Here is a 16,775-nt window from a genome sequence, read left to right on the forward strand (position 1 = left end):
ACGATGCCCTGCTCGTGAACTATCGTATCGGTTCACCGGGTCCGGCACACACGCGCATCCGCACGCGTACACGACGCCGCGCGGGAAGTCCACGGTGTGACGGCTGGCGCGGACCCCGTCGGACTGCGTACCGTGGAGTCGTGCGTGATCAGTTGCCTCCCGGTCTGCCACCGGACCCATTCGCTGGAGATCCCGACGATCCGTCCGCCGCACTGGACGCCATCGAGCCGGGTCAGCCGCTCGACCCTGCCGAGCGGCTGGCCGTCGAGGAGGATCTCGCCGACCTCGCGGTGTACGAAGCGCTGCTGTCGCCCCGCGGCGTCCGCGGCCTGGTGGTGTGCTGCGAGGACTGTCATCAGGATCACTACCACGACTGGGACATGCTGCGGGCGAACCTGCTGCAGCTGCTCGTCGACGGTACGGTCCGGCCCCATGAGCCGGCCTACGATCCCTCGCCCGACGCCTATGTGACATGGGACTACTGCCGCGGCTACGCGGACGCGTCGATGAACGAGGCACTGCCGGTCGACCCGTACGGCCTCGACTCCTAGAAGAAGCCTCCGCACCACGGGAAGGGCCCGCCGGGACGAACGTCCCGGCGGGCCCGTCCCGTTGCGTCTACTCCGAAGGTGCGGGCACCACGGTGATCGTCTGGCTGATCGACTGCTGCTCGAGCGAAGTGGAGGGTGTCGGCGCCGACGCCGACGGGGTCGTGGTCGGCGCAGCAGTCGGCGCGGTGGTGGGCTCCGGTGTCACCGGTGCGCTCGTCGGTTCGGTGGACGGGAGCGGCGGCGTCGTGACCGGGGACGGTGACGGACTGGGTGCCGGCTGCGACGACGGCGGCACCAGATCGACGCCGGGTGCATCGCTGGAGGTCGCCGGAGGCACCGTTCCCGTACCGGGCGTCGTACCGGCGATGGTGGGGTCCACGGTCGACGGGGTCGTCGGAGTGGTCGGGACCGGCGCGGGAATCACCGGGGTCGATTGGACCGGCGGGGCGGGCAGCACAGGCGGGGGCGGGGGCGGAAGAAGCTTGCTCAACTCGGTGGTGAGCCGCTGCACCCAGTCACCGAGCTGGTCGCGCTGGCCGGCGTCGGTGACCGATCCGGACCGCTGCTGTGCCGATTGGATCAGTTCCTGCGCGCCTTCCGTGTCGCCGACGGCGAGCCGCTGCTCGGCCTCCTGCAGCGTGGAGGTGGTGTCGATCCGGGCGATCGTCGACTCGGCCTGCTCACTGAAGACGACCTGCTTGACACTCCACAGCGGGTCGCCGGGTTCTGCCTGGTAGGACACGGCGGTTGCCCCACCGACGGCGATGGCGATCAGGGCGGCGGCACCGGCGATGGGCCGGATCAGGCGGAGCTGCGTGCGGGAGCGGGAGCGGCGCTCGGCGAGTGCGTCGCGGGCACCGATCTCCCGGTTGACCGCGGCGACGATCTCGTCGAGATCCGGTTCGGGAGGAAGCGGATCGGCCAGGATCTCGGCACGCCAGCCCGCAAGAAGGGTGGCCAGCTCGTATTCCTCGGTCGTCTCGGTGGGCACCGGTCCGTCGCCGGAGATCGCGTCGATGAGGGCGTCGTCACGGCGCACTGCCGCAATGTCCACGGGGGTGCCGTCGTCGGCGAGATCGGCGAAGAAATCGTCATCCGCGCCGTGCTTCCTACCCATTTCTCTCACCTGCTCTCGTCACTTCCTTCTTCAGTCGGGCGATGGCACGGTGCTGTGCCACCCGAATGGCCCCTGCCGTACTTCCCACCGCTGCTGCCGTTTCTTCGGCGGACAGACCCACCACGAGCCGCAGGACCAAGATCTCCCGCTGCTTCTCCGGGAGCGTGCCCAGCAGCTGCTTCATCTGCCGGCTCGTCTCCGCGTTGAGTGCCTGCTCCTCCGGACTGTCGTCCAGCGACATCGATTCGGGTACCTCTGCGACCGGATCCGCCCGGTTGCGGGCGGCGCTGCGGTGCGCGTCGGCGACCTTGTGTGCCGCGATCCCGTACACGAATGCCATGAAGGGGCGTCCCTGGTCCTGATACCGCGGCAACGCCGTCATCACGGCCAGGCACACCTCCTGCGCTACGTCGTCCGCGGAGAGCTGGCCACGCTCCGCGGCTCCGACCCGAGCCCGGCAGTACCGGACGACCAAGGGCCGGATAATTCTCAGAACCTGAGCGAGAGCTGTCCGATCTCCCTGCGCAGCCGCAGCGACAGCGGAGTCCAACTCCTCACCCATAACAGTCATCGATTGCGCAAGTCCTGGCGTTACAAAGTGACACGACCCCCCGGCCGGGTGTGCTTCCACATGCAGTGGAACATTCCCAGACTAGCGACACGATCGGACGGAACGGACGCACGGATGGCTTCTAGGCCCGGATCGTTGCGAATCTCCCACCGCGCCGGGCGACGAGTGCCGCCGACTCGTCGCGCACGCGCCGAGCCGCGTCGCCGCCCCCGAGCCCGTCCCACAGCATCGCGGCCGCCCAGCGCAACGGGACAAGACCCAGCGCCGTACTGCGATCGAGTACGTCGAGGCACAGGTCACGAGCGGGTGCGAGATCGGACTCCCCCGTCCACGAGGCGGCTCGCAGCAGATCGGACTTGACCAGGTGCCGGACCGAGCCGCTGCGTTCGGCCTCCGTCGCGGCAGCAGCCGAACGCCGGCGGGCCGTGGCGAAGTCCCCGGAAGCGAGCGCAGTCTCCGCGCAGACCCAGTGCAGGCGCACCCGCTGCCGCCGGAGCACCGCGCCGTGCACGCCCTCGGCTTCGTCGAGAGCGGCGGCGCAACGGTCCAGCAGCCGGACGGCCAGCCGGATCCGGCCGCATCCGAGTGCGTCCGCCGCCAGACCCGTGAGGGCGTCACACCGAGCCTCGGCGGTCCGCGAGGAATACGGCGGGGCGTCGGCGAGCACCCCGGCCGCCCGACCGTCGAGGACGGCGGCCTCGCGGTGCCGGCCGAGCTGACGCAGCAGCGACCCTTCGGTGCTCGCCGCCAGGGACAGGAGCGCTCCGTCCGCACCCGTGGCGCGGCGGAGCCGGGTCAGCTCCGCGCGGGCGGCGGCGTAGCGACCCTGACCGCCCAGGGCGACGGCCCGGTGCCACGACGCGACGGGATCCCCGCCGAGAGGGAGCGGGAACAGGTCCGGCCTGGCACCGAAGGCCGCCGATGCGAGCGTGGACGTGTCGGACGGCGGAGCGGTGACGGGCACGAGCCCATGATCGCACCACCTTCTCCTCCGTCCGCCGGGGAGGCAGAGTGCATTCCGAGAAATATGCACCGAAGGCGCATCAATTACTTCCGTGCTTCAGCCGGTTGAACATCCGGTTTACGTTTTGTTAATTACAGACACGGTGTAGGTACGTAAAGCCGTGCGGACCGGAGCCATTTTCGGTTCACACGAGCCGGACGGATGCCCTTCCGCGCTCAGCGCAGGGTCTATAGTCCCTGTTCGGGGCCGTTCCGGTCACCGGAGGTCGGTACGCACGAGCGAGGCGCACACCTTCAGGACACAATCACGAATCTGCCACGAAGTAAATATTTCGGCGGTTAATTCTCGCAGATCGGGATATGCAAATTGCCACTCCGCGAAAGTGTTGACTCCATTTCCTCGCCACCTTTACGGTTACGAAGCCTGAACAACTGCTTTGGGAGGAAAGACCTTCCGCCCACGGTCCGCTCGCCCCTCGGGCGAGCACGCTGCAAAGGAGTACCCATGCCTGCACCCCACCACTTGCCCGGACCGAACGCGGACGTCTGGGATTGGCAGATGCACGGACTGTGTCGTGGGGTGGACTCCTCGATGTTCTTCCACCCGGACGGTGAGCGCGGCCGGGCCAGAGCGCAGCGCGAGAGCCGGGCCAAGGAGATGTGCCGGCAGTGCCCGGTACTCGCGCAGTGCCGGGAGCACGCCTTGGCGGTGTCCGAGCCGTACGGGATCTGGGGCGGCATGTCCGAGACCGAACGGGAAATGTACGCGCGGCACCGACGACGGCGGATCGCGGTCTGACCGGGCCGCCGGACGACCTCACGAGAAGACGAAGCCCCGCACGGATTGTTCCGTGCGGGGCTTCGTGGTTCCCGGGTGCCCGGCTCGCTAGTGAGCGTGACCGTGGCCGTGACCGGCCTCGGGCTCTTCCTCCGGCTTGTCCACGACGGCACTCTCGGTGGTCAGCACCATCCGCGCCACCGAGGACGCGTTGACGACCGCGGACCGGGTCACCTTGACCGGATCCACGACACCGTCGGCGAGCAGGTCACCGTAGGTGAGAGTGGCCGCGTTGAAGCCGGATCCGGCAGGGGCCTCGGACACCTTGTTCACCACGACCGACCCGTCGAGACCGGCGTTGCCGGCGATCCAGTACAGCGGGGCCGTGAGAGCGGCGCGCAGCACGGCGACACCGGTGGCCTCGTCACCCGAGAGAGAGTTCTCGAGCGCGTCCAGCTCACGGGCGGCCTGCACGAGCGCCGAACCGCCACCGGGCACGATGCCCTCCTCGACCGCGGCCTTGGCCGCATTGACGGCGTCCTCGACACGGAACTTGCGCTCCTTGAGGTCCGTCTCGGTCGCTGCGCCCACCTTGATCACCGCGACACCACCGGAGAGCTTCGCGAGCCGCTCCTCGAGCTTCTCCCGGTCCCAGTCGGAATCGGTGGCCTCGATCTCCCGACGCAGCTGTGCGACGCGGTTCTCGATGTCCTCCTGCGTACCGGCACCGTCCACGATCGTGGTGTTGTCCTTGGTGACCACCACCCGGCGGGCCGAACCGAGCAGGTCGAGACCGGCATCCTTCAGGGTCAACCCGATGTCGGAGTTGATGACGGTGCCGGCGGTGACGACGGCGAGGTCGTCGAGGAACGCCTTGCGGCGGTCACCGAAGAACGGCGCCTTGACCGCGACGGCCTTGAGGGTCTTGCGGATGGAGTTGACCACGAGGGTGGAGAGCACCTCGCCCTCGACGTCCTCCGCGATGATCAGGACCGGCTTGCCGTTCTCGGCGATCTTCTCGAGCAGCGGCAGGAAATCGGGCAGGGAGCCGATCTTGTCGCGGTAGAGGAGGATGACGGCATCCTCGAGGACCGCCTGCTGTGCGTCGATGTCGGTGATGAAGTACGGCGACAGGAAGCCCTTGTCGAACTGGACGCCCTCGGTGACGACGAGCTCGGTCTGCAGCGTCGAGGATTCCTCGACGGTGACGACGCCGTCCTTGCCGACGGTGCTCAGGGCCTCGCCGACCATGGCGCCGATCTCCTCGTCGCGCGAGGAGACGGTGGCGACCTGGGCGATCGCCTCCTTGCCCTGGACGGGGGTGGCGGCGGCGAGGAGCGCCTCCGACACCTTCTCGGCGGCCCGGCCGATGCCGTTGCCGAGTGCGATGGGGTTGGCGCCGGCCGCGACGTTCTTCAGGCCGGCCTTGATGATGGCCTGGGCGAGCACGGTGGCAGTGGTGGTGCCGTCACCGGCGACGTCGTTGGTCTTGGTGGCCACGCTCTTGACCAGCTGGGCGCCGAGGTTCTCGAACGGGTCCTCCAGCTCGATCTCCCGGGCGATGCTGACACCGTCGTTGGTGACGGTCGGGCCGCCGAACGCCTTGGCGAGCACCACGTGCCGCCCACGCGGGCCGAGGGTGACCTTGACGGCGTCGGCGAGCTGATCGACGCCACGCTCGAGTGCCCGCCGCGCGGTCTCGTTGAACTCGATTTGCTTGGACATGTTCTCCGACTACTCCTGGAACGAAGGATCCGGAACGGATTCCGCCCCGGGTCCGAGGCGGAACTCCGGGGCGGAATGCGTGCGGCTTACTTGGCGACGACGGCCAGCACGTCGCGAGCCGACAGGATCAGGTACTCCTGGCCGGCGTACTTGATCTCGGTTCCGCCGTACTTGCTGTAGATGACGACGTCGCCTTCCTTGACATCGAGGGGGATGCGCTTCTCACCCTCGTCGTCCCAGCGGCCGGGGCCGACGGCGACGACGGTGCCCTCCTGGGGCTTCTCCTTCGCCGTGTCCGGGATGACCAGGCCGGAGGCAGTCGTCGTCTCGGCCTCGTTGGCCTGGACGAGGATCTTGTCCTCGAGCGGCTTGATGTTCACGCTCGCCACGATGAGCCCTCCACTTTCAGGGGTTCGATGGTCCGAGGCCTCTGGTGGTCCTCGGACAGGGTTTGTTCAGTCACCACGGTGACTCCGCGCGCAGTCCCGTCGTCGCGGGTGCCGGAACACGCTCGGCGTCGACTAGCACTCTATACACGCGAGTGCCAGCGCTCAAGGGCAGTGGGTGCTGAATGCGCTCGTGTCGCCTCGGACGCACCACGACCGCGACCACCGAGCCTCCACCAGGGGCGACCTCCGGTCGAGCGCACCCTGTCCGGGAGGCTCCGGACCCACCGCCGGCCGTCGCCCCGCACAGACCCAGCGCGCCTGCAACCGAGGAGACCGAACTGTGACCATTCGTACCCCGGTCGGGTCCCGGTCGCTCCCCCTCTCCGGAAAACGCTCGTTCGGCGCCCGCGCCTACGACGCTCCGCTCGCGCCACCCTCGGAGAGAACGGCTCCGAGCTGGGACGACAGCGGTGGCACGAACGGGCAACCCTCGCCCGGAGCCGACGTCGAGGGCGCCCGGCGGAACAGGCACGCCGCCCTGCGACGGTGCCGGACGGACCAGGATCGGCGCTTTTCGGCGAGCGCTCACACACCCCCGTCTGTTACGTTCGGATAACGGAGACCGAACGCGTGACCATTCGGTGACTTTGCGGCTCGACCGCGTCCCTGTCCGCCGGTCACGCACGGGAGGGGAACTATGCGCACGTCGCTGGGAATTTCCACCGGCGCTTCCGGAGTGGGCTCGGCCCTCGTCGTCGAGGGGCCGGGAGAGCACACCACCGAGTACCGATTTCTCGCCGCCGATCCCGAGGCAACCGGCGACCTGGGCGACCTCGTCATCGATGCCCTCTCCCTCATGAGCACCCAGATCGACGGGCACGCCGTCCCCGACGCGGTGGCAGTGGCCTATCGAACCTCCGAGCACGCGGAGGCGATCCGCTCCGCGTCGGTGCGCGACGGCCACATCGTCCACCTGGTTCCGGAGACGACGGCCGTGCTCGCCTACCTGAACAGCACCGGTCTCGTCGACACCGCCGACACCCTCGCCGTCGCCGACCTGGGTGCATCGGGATTCACAGTCTCCGTTGTCGACCGACGTTCCGGATCGATGCTGCGCTCGGCCCGGACCGAGGACGTCGGAGGCGAAGCCGTCCGCGCCCGCGTCTACGACCACGTGCGCCGCCGGATCGGCCGCGCCCGTGGCCGCATCCCGATCGACCCCGCCCTGCTGACGGTGCGCTGCCAGGGCGCACTCGAGGCCCTCGGAGAAGCGTCCACCACCAGGATCGAACTCGGCGACGCCGGCCCGGCGGTGCCCCTGACCCGCACGGAACTCGACGAGATGGTGTCCGACCTCAGCGACACCGCGGCGACGTTCACCCGGCGGGTCTGCGACACCGAGCCGCGGCCGCAGATGCTCGCGCTCGTCGGCGGCGCAGCGGCGATGCCGGCTCTCGCCGGCGCTGTGACCTCGGCCTTCGCCGGTCCCGTCGCGGTGGTGCCGGAACCGGCCACGGCAGCGGCCCACGGCGCCGCGCGGCTCGCCGCGTCGTCACGACTGTCCTCCTATCCGTCGGTAGGTGCCTCGGCTCCGACGCCGGGCACCCCCGGCGGCAAGGTCTCGGGTGCCCTCGCCGGGGCGCTGGTCATCGGTGCGCTCGTAGCCGGCTATGCGACCGACCACGTCGCGTCCGACGACACCGCCGTGTCCCCCGCAGGGACCAGCGGCCAGGCCACGACCCAGCCGGCGGCAGCCGTCCCCGACACCGGACACACGCAGATCCCCTCCGAGGATCCCCACGCCGCCGTCACCACGACAGCTCCCGGCGACGGCTACCCACGCACGGACACGCCGGTGCCCTATCCGACGCCCACCGTGCCGCAGTCCTCGACGAGCACGCCGGCGACGACCACGCCGTCCAGCACACCGGAATCGACGACGAACGAGCGGCCCGAGTCGCCTGCGGACGTCCCCGGCACCGACCGGCCGTGGCAGTTGCCGGGAACCTTCCCGGGCCTTCCGCTGCCGACCGTCCCGCTGCCGACGCTGCCCGGCACGACGCCGTCGGAGAGCACCACACCGAGCTCGACGCCGTCCGCGCCGCCGTCCGCGCCGACGTCCGAGTTCGCACCGCCCGAGACGACGACCGAGGCCTCCTCGGCCGCGGCCCCGGAGGAGGCGGCGCCGGGCACGTCACCGCCGCTCACCGAACCCGCACCGGCCGGCTGATCGCCCCCGCCGATCCCCCCAGGATCGGGTCAGACGGGCACCTGGGCGATCTCGACCGGCAGGCCGGGATCGGTGCCGACGGTGAGCGCGGAGGGCTGGGCGCCCCCGGCGATCAGATGCGCCCCCAGCGCGGCGATCATCACCCCGTTGTCGGTGCACAAACGCGGCCGCGGCACCCGCAGCGTGATCCCGGCGGCGGCGCAGCGCTCCTCGGCGAGCTCACGCAAACGGGAATTGGCAGTGGCTCCGCCCCCGAGGACCAGCGTGTCCACGCCCATGTCCTGCGCAGCCCGCACCGCCTTCATCGTCAGCACGTCGGCGACCGCCTCCTGGAAACCGGCCGCGACGTCCTCGAGCGGGACGGGTTCGCCGGACCGCTCGCGTGCCTCGACGAACCGCGCCACTGCCGTCTTGAGCCCGGAGAAGGAGAAGTCGTGCCGGGCGTCGCGCGGCCCCGTCATCCCCCGCGGGAACACCACCGCGGTGCGGTCACCGTTCTGTGCAGCCCGATCCAGCGCCGGTCCGCCCGGAAAACCCAGTCCGAGCAGCCGGGCGACCTTGTCGAACGCCTCCCCGGCTGCATCGTCGACCGTGGTGCCGAGCTCGACGATCGGCTTGCGGCCGAGATCCTCGACGTGGAGCAGGTGGGTGTGCCCGCCGGAGACCAGCAGCGCCACGCACGGCGGCATCGGTCCGTGTTCGATCGTGTCCACGGCGACGTGCCCACCGAGGTGGTTGATCGCGTAGAACGGCACGTCCCACGCCGCCGCATACGCCTTGGCCGCGGCGACACCGACGAGCAGTGCGCCGGCGAGACCGGGCCCGATCGTCACGCACACGGCGTCGGGTTCGACGACCCCGGCGGCGGAGAGCGCCCGTCGCATGGTCGGGACGATCGCCTCGAGGTGCGCGCGGGACGCGATCTCCGGGACGACGCCACCGAAGCGGGCGTGTTCGTCGACGCTGGAGGCCACCTCGTCGGCGAGCAGTTCGAGCGTGCCGTCACCGACCCACCGGACGATGCCGACGCCTGTCTCGTCGCAGGAGCTCTCGATCCCCATCACGATCACGACTGTGACTCCTTCCGCCGGTCCGGCCGGCACATGGTGTACGCGTCGGCCCCGCTCGGCTGGTAGTAGCGCTTCCTCGTTCCGACGATCTCGAAACCCTCCCGGCGGTACAGCGCGATCGCTGCGTCGTTGTCGGTGCGGACTTCCAGGAACACGGGACCGCCCCAGACGTCGGCCATCCGCAACAGCTCGGCGAGCAGCGCGCCACCGACGCCGCGGCGCCGCTGTCGTGGGTCCACCCCGATGGTATGGACCTCCGACTCCGGATGAACCGCGGTACCGAGTCGGGCGAGACCGGCGTAGCCGATGAGCCGGCCTTCGTCGTCGCGGGCGGCGACGTAGTGGTTCTGCGGTGCCGCCAGCTCGGCGCGGAACGCGTCGGCGCTCCACGGGTCGTCGCCGGGAAACAGGATCCGTTCCAGCTCGGCGCACCGGGCGACGTCGGACAGTTGCAGCGCGTCGACGAGGGGACGAGGGTCGTGGGTGGTCATTTCTTCTTCCGGTCCGCCGTCTCCACCGCGTCCGGGCGGCGCAGGTACAGGGGCACCAGGGGCTCGGGTTCCACCCCGGCGAGCAGGTCCGCCGCGGCAACCGCGACCAGCCCTGCCGGGGACGGTGTGGCCACCGGATGCGCGGGCAGCTCGAACAGGCCGACGTGGGGGCGGGATCCCGCGATCCGCTGCGACGGCTCCGCCTTCAGATCCGCCGGCCTGCACACCCCCGGACCCTCGATGCGGGCGCCGCCGGAGTACCGCGCCCAGTACACCTCGCGGCGACGGGCGTCGGTGACGACGAGCAGATCGCCGGCACCGTCCGCGCCGCGGATGTCGGCCGCGATCGCGTCGAGACTGCACACACCGTGCACCGGCACGCCGAGGGCGTCGCCGAAGGCCGCGGCGGTCGCCATGCCCACACGCAGCCCGGTGAACGGTCCCGGCCCGACCCCGACGACGACGGCGTCGAGGTCGGCCGGCGTGTGGCCGGTGGACGACAGACAGTCGAGGATCTGCGGGGTCAGCACCTCGGCATGGGCGCGTGGATTGTCCGTGACCCGCACGGCCAACGTCTCGATACCGGCGGTCCCTGGTTCACCGCGGTCGTCCACACGGACGAGACCTGCGGTGACGGCGGGGGTGGCGGTATCCACGGCGAGAACGAGCACGAGTATCCAGAGTACCGCCGGGCGCGGCGGTCACCCCACCCAGGACCAGGTGGCGGTGCGCACGTCCGAGTCCGGTTCGCGGCGCAGCCGCACCCGCAGGTGCCGTTCGGTGAGCGTCTCGACCAGTCCCTCACCCCATTCCACGACGACCACGGCGGCGGTCAGGTCGGTGTCGAGGTCGAGAGCGTCGAGTTCGTCGAGGGCGTTCGGTCCGTCCCCGAGGCGGTAGGCGTCGACGTGGATCATTCCGACGGGTTCGCCCTGGGTGCGATCGCCGGGACGATGTTCGCGGGCGATGACGAAGGTGGGCGAGGTGACCCGGCCCTGCACCCCGAGGCCTGCCGCGATGCCACGGGTCAGGGCGGTCTTCCCGGCGCCGAGCGGCCCGTCCAGGACCACGAGATCGCCGGCGTGCAGTTGTTCCGCCAGGCGTCGGCCCAGTGCCTCGGTGTCCTCGACCGTGGGCAGCTCGGCGCTGTGCTCGGTGTGCGTGCCGGCGGCGAGATCGTCACCCAATTGCGGCGCGCCTCCTGCCCGCGTCGTGGGCGAACCCGCGTTGGATCAGCCGGTCGAGCGCACCGACGACGACCTCGGGGAACTCGAGCTGCACCAGGTGTCCGGCGCCGCGGACCCGCTTGAGCTCGACGTCCGGGAGGGCCGCCGCGAGTTCCTCGGAGCCGGAGAACGGGATGATCATGTCGGCGTCCCCGCACAGCACGAGGGCGGGCACCTGTCCCAGCACCGGCAGTGCCGCGGATTCGTCGTGCAGTTCGAGGGTGCGCAGGAAGTTCACGATGGTCAGCACCGAGGTTTCCGCCAGCATCCGGTCGGAGAATTCGACGAGCTTCGGGCTGACCACTGTCCCGTAGGACGCGGCACGCAGGATCGGCGCGATGATCGCCTTGGCGGCACCGCGGGCGTACTGCACGAAGCCCGGCGCGGTACGGGCCAGGTGCCGGAATCCGTCGATCACCGGGTTCTCGAGGTTACGGCCGATGCCGGTCTTGGTCAGGCCGGCCGCGGTGGTGGCGAGTAGTCCGACTCCGACGATTCGTTCGTCGAACAGCTCCGGACGCTGCGCGGCCAGGGCGATGGTCGTCATTCCGCCCATCGAGTGCCCGACCACGATCACCGGGCCGGTAGGGGCGACCGTGTCGACGACCGTGCCCAGGTCGCGGCCGAGTTGGGCGATGGTGCAGGACTTCGACCTCGGCGCGGTGGATTCCCCGTGGCCGCGCTGATCGTAGAACACCATCCGCACGTCCTTGCCCCAGCGCTCCTGCAGGTGACGCATCTGCAGGTGCCAGGACTGCATGCGCAGGCAGTACCCGTGCACGAACACGATCGTCAGCGGCGCCAGCGCCGAGCCGACCTCTCGCACGGCGAGTTCGACGCCGTCCTCGGTGCGGACGGTGCGCTTGGGCAGCGCGAGCATCGCGTCGAAGTCTTCTTCGCCGTAGATCTCGTGCGCGGGCAGACCCGCGGTGCGCACCGCGTACAACCCCGCGTTCGAGCCGAGCGTGGCCAGGCTCGCACCCAACAGTCCCAGACTGCCCAACAGCGTCATCGCCGCTCGCCTCCTCCGCCACCGACGTAGGTGCGGACGGTGCGCCCGCCGACGCCGGTGACCACCTCGTAGTTGATGGTGTCCAGCAGGTCTGCCCACTCCTGTGCGACAGGCTCGCCGTGACGACCGTCACCGAAGAAGAACGCGGTATCGCCTTCTTTTACTCCGTCCCCGTCCGGTCCGAGATCGACCACGACCTGGTCCATGCACACGCGGCCGAGCTGAGGGCGGCGACGTCCGCCGAGCTGCACCTCGAAGCGGCCGCTGAGATTGCGCCGGATTCCGTCGGCGTATCCCATCGGCAACAGAGCCACGGTGGTGTCGGTGGGCGCCACCCAGCGATGCCCGTACGACACTCCGGACCCTGCACGCACCTTCTTCACCAGCGCCACCCTCGTTCGTAACGTCATCGCGGGACGGAACCCGAAGTCCCCGACCTCGGGGATCGGGGACAATCCGTACATCGCTATACCCGGTCTGACCATGTCGAAACGCAGGTCAGGGCGGGTGACAGTCGCTGCCGAGTTCGACAGGTGCACCACCTCGGGGCTCATTCCGTGGCGGCTCAGATCGGCGACGGCCTCGCGCAACCGGTCCCGCTGGCAGTCGATCTCGGGGTGACCGAGTTCGTCGGCATGGGCCAGATGGGAAAAGGCGCCGCGCAGCCGGATCGCGCCCTCGGCGTGGGCCCGGCCCAGGTCCTGCAGAAATGCCGGCCATTCGTCGCGTGCCACGCCGTTGCGGTTGAGCCCGGTGTCGATCTTCGCGGTGAGAACCGCGGTCACGCCCGTTTCCCGCGCGGCGGCGACGATCGACGCGAGATGCCGGGTCGACGAAACCCCCAGCTCGACGCCGGCGGTGATCGCGGGGGCGAAATCGGCGTCGACGGTGTGCAGCCACGACAACACGGGCACGTCGATCCCGGCGCGACGCAGCTCGAGTGCCTCGGTCAGGGTCGTCACCCCCAACTCGCGCGCCCCGGCGGCGACGGCGGCCCGCGCGACCGGGACGGCGCCGTGGTTGTATGCGTCGGCCTTGACGACGGCCATCACCGCCGCATCCCCGGCGAACTCCCGCAGCCGCCGCACGTTCTCGGCCACGGCGTCGAGGTCGATCAGTGCCTCGGCCTGCGGCAGGTCGTGGTGGAGGTGGTTGCGGGGTCGGGGTTCGGCCGTGGTCATGGGTCCCGATCCTGCCACTGCGGGCGAAGTGGCCCGCAGCACGGTCGACGGTGTCGGGTCACGATTCGGCCATGCTCCGCAGACGGCGTACCGCCGCGGGCACCCGGTCGAGGATCGCACTCGCCGACGTCGGCGCCCCGGCACCGTCGGCGCCCCCGCGCGCGGCCGTGTCCGCGGCGACCGCATGGGCCCGCGCACCGGCTGCGCCGGCGAGGTCCGGGGCCATACCGGCGGACATCAGTGCCCCGATCATCCCGGACAGGACATCGCCCGCCCCGGCGGTGGCCGCCCACGACCCGCCGGCCTCGTTGACGAACACGTGCCCGTCCGGGTTCGCGATCAGCGTCGAGCGGCCCTTGAGCAGCACGTGCACTCCCCAGTCGGCCGCCAGGGCTCGCACCGCCGTCACCCGGTCCGGCTCTGGGCGACGGCCGGTCAGGCGCGCGAACTCGCCGGCATGCGGCGTCAACAGCGTCGGGGCGTCTCGGCCGCGGACCAGTTCCGGCTGCCGGGACAGCAGCGTCAGCCCGTCGGCATCGACGAGGACGGGCAGATCCGTCGCCAGCACCTCGCGCAGCGTGTCGGCCGCCTGGTGATCGGTGCCGCCGCCGGGCCCGAACACCCACGCCTGCACGCGACCCGCCTCGGCGAACGACGGCGCGGCCACCACCTCGGGGAACCGGGCCAGCACGACGGGCGCAGCACTGCCGGCGTAGCGGACCATGCCGGACGTCGCGGCCACCGCCCCGCCCGCGCAGAGCACGCCGGCGCCCGGGAACCGGGCGCTCCCGGCGACGATGCCCACGACGCCCTGGCTGTACTTGTCGTCGTCGGCGCCGGGCACCGGCCAGATCGCGCCGATCTCGGCCGGCTCGGCCGCCACCAGGTGCGACGGGGGCAGCTCGAGACCGATGTCGACGAGCTCGACCCGCCCACAGCGGGCCGGCGCGAGGACGTGGACCGGCTTGTACGCACCGAACGTGACGGTTACCGCCGCAGTGACGGCCGGTCCGTCCACGGCACCGGTGTCCGGGTCCACGCCGCTCGGGGTGTCCACGGCGACGATCGGTGCGGTGATCTGCTCCACGACCGCCGCGGCCGCCGGGCGCAGCGGGCCCCTGCCCGAGATGCCGACGATTCCGTCGAGCACGAGATCCGGGTCACCGATCCGCCCCGGATCGGCCGGTACGAGGCGTCCACCGGCGGCACGCAGCGCCGCGGCTCCCGCTCGATGGGCCCGCTCCGGGTCGAGGAGCAGCGCCGTGACCGCGACCCCGCGACGACGCAGGGACGCGCCCGCCCACAGGGCGTCGCCGCCGTTGTCGCCCGACCCGACGAGCAGGCTGACGCGCCGGCCGGCGACGGACCCGGTACGCGCACGCAGTTCCGTCGCCGCGACCCGGGCGAGCCCGGACGCGGCGCGACGCATCAACGTGCCCTCCGGGAGGGCTGCGAGCAGCGGCGCCTCCGCCGCCCGCACCTGCTCACACGGGTAGTAGCTGCGCATCGGGTCTCCCGGCCGGGGTCGCTATTCCACCGTCACGGACTTGGCGAGGTTGCGGGGCTTGTCGACGTCGTAGCCGCGGGCCTGGGCGACCTCGGCGGCGAACACCTGAAGCGGCACGGTCGACAGCAGCGGCTGCAGCAGCGTCGGCGCCGCCGGGATCTCGATGAGGTGGTCGGCGAACGGCCGCACCGCCTCGTCGCCCTCCTCGGCGATCACCACCGTCCGCGCGCCCCGGGCCTGGATCTCCCGGATGTTGCTCAGCAGCTTCGAGTGCAGCACCGCCCGCCCCTTCGGCGACGGCATCACCACGATCACCGGCAGCCCGTCCTCGATCAGCGCGATCGGACCGTGCTTGAGCTCGCCCGCGGCGAAGCCCTCGGCATGCATGTACGCCAGCTCCTTGAGCTTGAGCGCACCCTCGAGCGCCACCGGATACCCCACGTGCCGGCCCAGGAACAGCACCGTCGACGACGACGCCAGCTCCCGCGCCAGCCGCCGCACCGGCGCGACCGTCTCGAGCACCCGCCCGATCAGGTGCGGCATCGCCGCCAGATCGGCGTACTCGCGGGCCACCTCGTCCGGATACTTGGTGCCGCGGGCCTGCGCCAACGCCAACCCCACCAGGTAGTTCGCGGCGACCTGCGCCAGGAACGCCTTGGTCGAGGCCACCCCGATCTCCGGCCCGGCCCGGGTGTAGAGCACCGCGTCGGCCTCCCGGGGGATCTGCGCACCGTTGGTGTTGCACACCGCCAGCACCCGCGCCTTCTGATCCTTCGCGTGCCGCACCGCCTCGAGGGTGTCGGCGGTCTCCCCGGACTGGGAGATCGCCACCACCAGCGTCGACCGGTCCAGCACCGGATCCCGGTACCGGAACTCGCTGGCCAGCTCCACCTCCACCGGCAACCGCGTCCAGTGCTCGATCGCGTACTTGGCCACCAGACCCGAGTGGTACGCGCTGCCGCAGGCGACGACGAACACCTTGTCCACATCGCGCAGCTCCTGATCCGACAGCCGCTGCTCGTCGAGCACGATGCGACCCTCGGCGAAGTGCCCGAGCAGGGTGTCGCCCACCGCGGCGGGCTGCTCCTCGATCTCCTTGAGCATGAAGTAGTCGTGGCCGCCCTTCTCCGCGGCCGCCAGATCCCAGTCGATCTCGAACGGCCGGGTCGCCACGTCGGTGTCCCCGTCGAAGTCCGACACCCGGTACCCGTCGGCGGTGATCACCACCACCTGGTCCTGCCCGAGCTCGACCGCGCGCCGGGTGTGCTCGATGAACGCCGCCACGTCCGAGGCCACGAACGTCTCCCCGTCCCCGACCCCGACCACCAACGGCGTCGACCGGCGCGCCGCGACGATCGTGCCCGGATGATCGGCATGGGTGAACACCAGCGTGAACGCCCCCTCGAGCCGGCGCAGCACCGACAGCGCACTGGCCTCGAAATCCCCCGCGGTCGGCCCCTCGGCATACGCCCGGGCCACCAGGTGCACCGCCACCTCGGTGTCGGTGTCGCTGGCGAACTCCACCCCGGCCTTCTCGAGCTCGGCCCGCAGCGGCGCGAAGTTCTCGATGATGCCGTTGTGCACCACCGCCACCTTCCCCGACGCGTCCCGGTGCGGATGCGCGTTCCGGTCCGTCGGACGACCGTGCGTGGCCCACCGGGTGTGCCCCATGCCGGTGGTCCCGGCGAAGTGCCCGGCCCCGATCTCGTCGAGTTCGGCCTCCAGGTTCGCCAGCCGACCGGCCTTCCGCTCCACGGCCAGACCACCCGCACCGTCCAGGACCGCCACCCCGGCCGAGTCGTAGCCCCGGTACTCCATCCGCCGCAGTGCCTCTACCACGACATCGAGAGCCGGGCGGTGCCCGACGTACCCCACGATTCCGCACATGGTTAGCAGGGTACTGGTCCACGACCCGCCGGTAACAACTCGTCCGTGTCCCCGACGGGTGGCACGCACGAAGCTGA

The 16,775-nt window shown here is 70.8% G+C and carries 16 protein-coding genes; 3 read left to right on the forward strand and 13 right to left on the reverse strand.

Annotated features, from left to right (window positions below; translation table 11 throughout):
- Positions 1–140: 140 nt before the first annotated feature.
- On the forward strand, positions 141–551 hold the full coding sequence (locus QYS60_RS22585) for a DUF5319 domain-containing protein (RefSeq protein ID WP_003938028.1): 411 nt from the start codon (positions 141–143) through the stop codon (positions 549–551).
- A gap of 67 nt (positions 552–618) precedes the next feature.
- Here QYS60_RS22585 and QYS60_RS22590 read toward each other — a convergent pair whose 3' ends face one another.
- The 3 genes from QYS60_RS22590 to QYS60_RS22600 form a co-directional block, all read right to left on the reverse strand.
- Positions 619–1,668 carry an anti-sigma-D factor RsdA gene (locus tag QYS60_RS22590; RefSeq protein WP_371384333.1) on the reverse strand — a complete coding sequence of 350 codons (1,050 nt, stop codon included), beginning with the start codon at positions 1,666–1,668 and terminating at the stop codon, positions 619–621.
- Positions 1,661–2,239 carry a sigma-70 family RNA polymerase sigma factor gene (locus tag QYS60_RS22595; protein ID WP_040783363.1) on the reverse strand — a complete coding sequence of 193 codons (579 nt, stop codon included), beginning with the start codon at positions 2,237–2,239 and terminating at the stop codon, positions 1,661–1,663. Before QYS60_RS22595 ends, QYS60_RS22590 begins: the two co-directional genes overlap by 8 nt.
- Before the next feature lie 121 nt (positions 2,240–2,360).
- Positions 2,361–3,203: a hypothetical protein gene (locus QYS60_RS22600; RefSeq protein ID WP_371384334.1), complete on the reverse strand. Its 843-nt coding sequence runs from the start codon at positions 3,201–3,203 to the stop codon at positions 2,361–2,363.
- A gap of 504 nt (positions 3,204–3,707) precedes the next feature.
- On the opposite strand from QYS60_RS22600, the gene QYS60_RS22605 reads away from it, so the two are divergent.
- Positions 3,708–4,001, forward strand: a complete 294-nt coding sequence (locus QYS60_RS22605) for a WhiB family transcriptional regulator (RefSeq protein ID WP_003938032.1) — start codon at positions 3,708–3,710, stop codon at positions 3,999–4,001.
- Positions 4,002–4,088: 87 nt separating this feature from the next.
- On the opposite strand, the gene groL is transcribed toward QYS60_RS22605, so the two are convergent.
- Positions 4,089–5,705 (reverse strand): chaperonin GroEL, encoded by a 1,617-nt coding sequence (gene groL / locus QYS60_RS22610; RefSeq protein WP_289379279.1) that lies wholly within the window; start codon positions 5,703–5,705, stop codon positions 4,089–4,091.
- 86 nt (positions 5,706–5,791) lie between these two features.
- A complete protein-coding gene (groES, locus tag QYS60_RS22615) occupies positions 5,792–6,094 on the reverse strand; it encodes a co-chaperone GroES (RefSeq protein ID WP_003938034.1) in 303 nt (100 codons plus the stop codon).
- A 697-nt stretch (positions 6,095–6,791) separates the two neighbouring features.
- Between groES and QYS60_RS22620 the strand changes: the two genes are divergently transcribed.
- Positions 6,792–8,324, forward strand: a complete 1,533-nt coding sequence (locus QYS60_RS22620) for an Hsp70 family protein (RefSeq protein ID WP_371384335.1) — start codon at positions 6,792–6,794, stop codon at positions 8,322–8,324.
- A gap of 29 nt (positions 8,325–8,353) precedes the next feature.
- Here the strand turns inward: QYS60_RS22620 and tsaD are convergent, their stop codons facing one another.
- Genes tsaD through glmS form a run of 8 tightly spaced genes read right to left on the reverse strand, consistent with a single transcriptional unit; the run spans position 8,354 to position 16,698 of the window.
- Entirely contained in the window at positions 8,354–9,394 is a 1,041-nt protein-coding gene (gene tsaD, locus QYS60_RS22625; protein ID WP_003938036.1) for a tRNA (adenosine(37)-N6)-threonylcarbamoyltransferase complex transferase subunit TsaD, read from the reverse strand.
- Positions 9,391–9,885, reverse strand: coding sequence for a ribosomal protein S18-alanine N-acetyltransferase (gene rimI, locus QYS60_RS22630; protein ID WP_289379281.1), 495 nt, complete (start codon positions 9,883–9,885; stop codon positions 9,391–9,393). Before rimI ends, tsaD begins: the two co-directional genes overlap by 4 nt.
- Entirely contained in the window at positions 9,882–10,556 is a 675-nt protein-coding gene (gene tsaB, locus QYS60_RS22635; protein WP_289379282.1) for a tRNA (adenosine(37)-N6)-threonylcarbamoyltransferase complex dimerization subunit type 1 TsaB, read from the reverse strand. The genes rimI and tsaB overlap by 4 nt, the downstream gene beginning before the upstream one ends.
- A gap of 30 nt (positions 10,557–10,586) precedes the next feature.
- Positions 10,587–11,072 (reverse strand): tRNA (adenosine(37)-N6)-threonylcarbamoyltransferase complex ATPase subunit type 1 TsaE, encoded by a 486-nt coding sequence (gene tsaE, locus QYS60_RS22640; protein WP_054374431.1) that lies wholly within the window; start codon positions 11,070–11,072, stop codon positions 10,587–10,589.
- The gene (locus tag QYS60_RS22645) at positions 11,065–12,123 is read right to left on the reverse strand and encodes an alpha/beta fold hydrolase (protein ID WP_289379283.1); all 1,059 of its coding nucleotides are present in this window, start codon (positions 12,121–12,123) and stop codon (positions 11,065–11,067) included. The genes tsaE and QYS60_RS22645 overlap by 8 nt, the downstream gene beginning before the upstream one ends.
- A complete protein-coding gene (gene alr, locus QYS60_RS22650) occupies positions 12,120–13,304 on the reverse strand; it encodes an alanine racemase (RefSeq protein WP_289379284.1) in 1,185 nt (394 codons plus the stop codon). The genes QYS60_RS22645 and alr overlap by 4 nt, the downstream gene beginning before the upstream one ends.
- 58 nt (positions 13,305–13,362) lie before the next feature.
- The gene (locus QYS60_RS22655) at positions 13,363–14,811 is read right to left on the reverse strand and encodes an NAD(P)H-hydrate dehydratase (RefSeq protein ID WP_289379285.1); all 1,449 of its coding nucleotides are present in this window, start codon (positions 14,809–14,811) and stop codon (positions 13,363–13,365) included.
- 21 nt (positions 14,812–14,832) lie between these two features.
- A complete protein-coding gene (gene glmS, locus QYS60_RS22660; RefSeq protein ID WP_289379287.1) occupies positions 14,833–16,698 on the reverse strand; it encodes a glutamine--fructose-6-phosphate transaminase (isomerizing) in 1,866 nt (621 codons plus the stop codon).
- Between the last annotated feature and the right edge of the window lie 77 nt (positions 16,699–16,775).

The sequence above is a fragment of the Rhodococcus sp. GXMU-t2271 genome, assembly GCF_041414735.1.
GTDB lineage: Bacteria > Actinomycetota > Actinomycetes > Mycobacteriales > Mycobacteriaceae > Rhodococcus > Rhodococcus indonesiensis.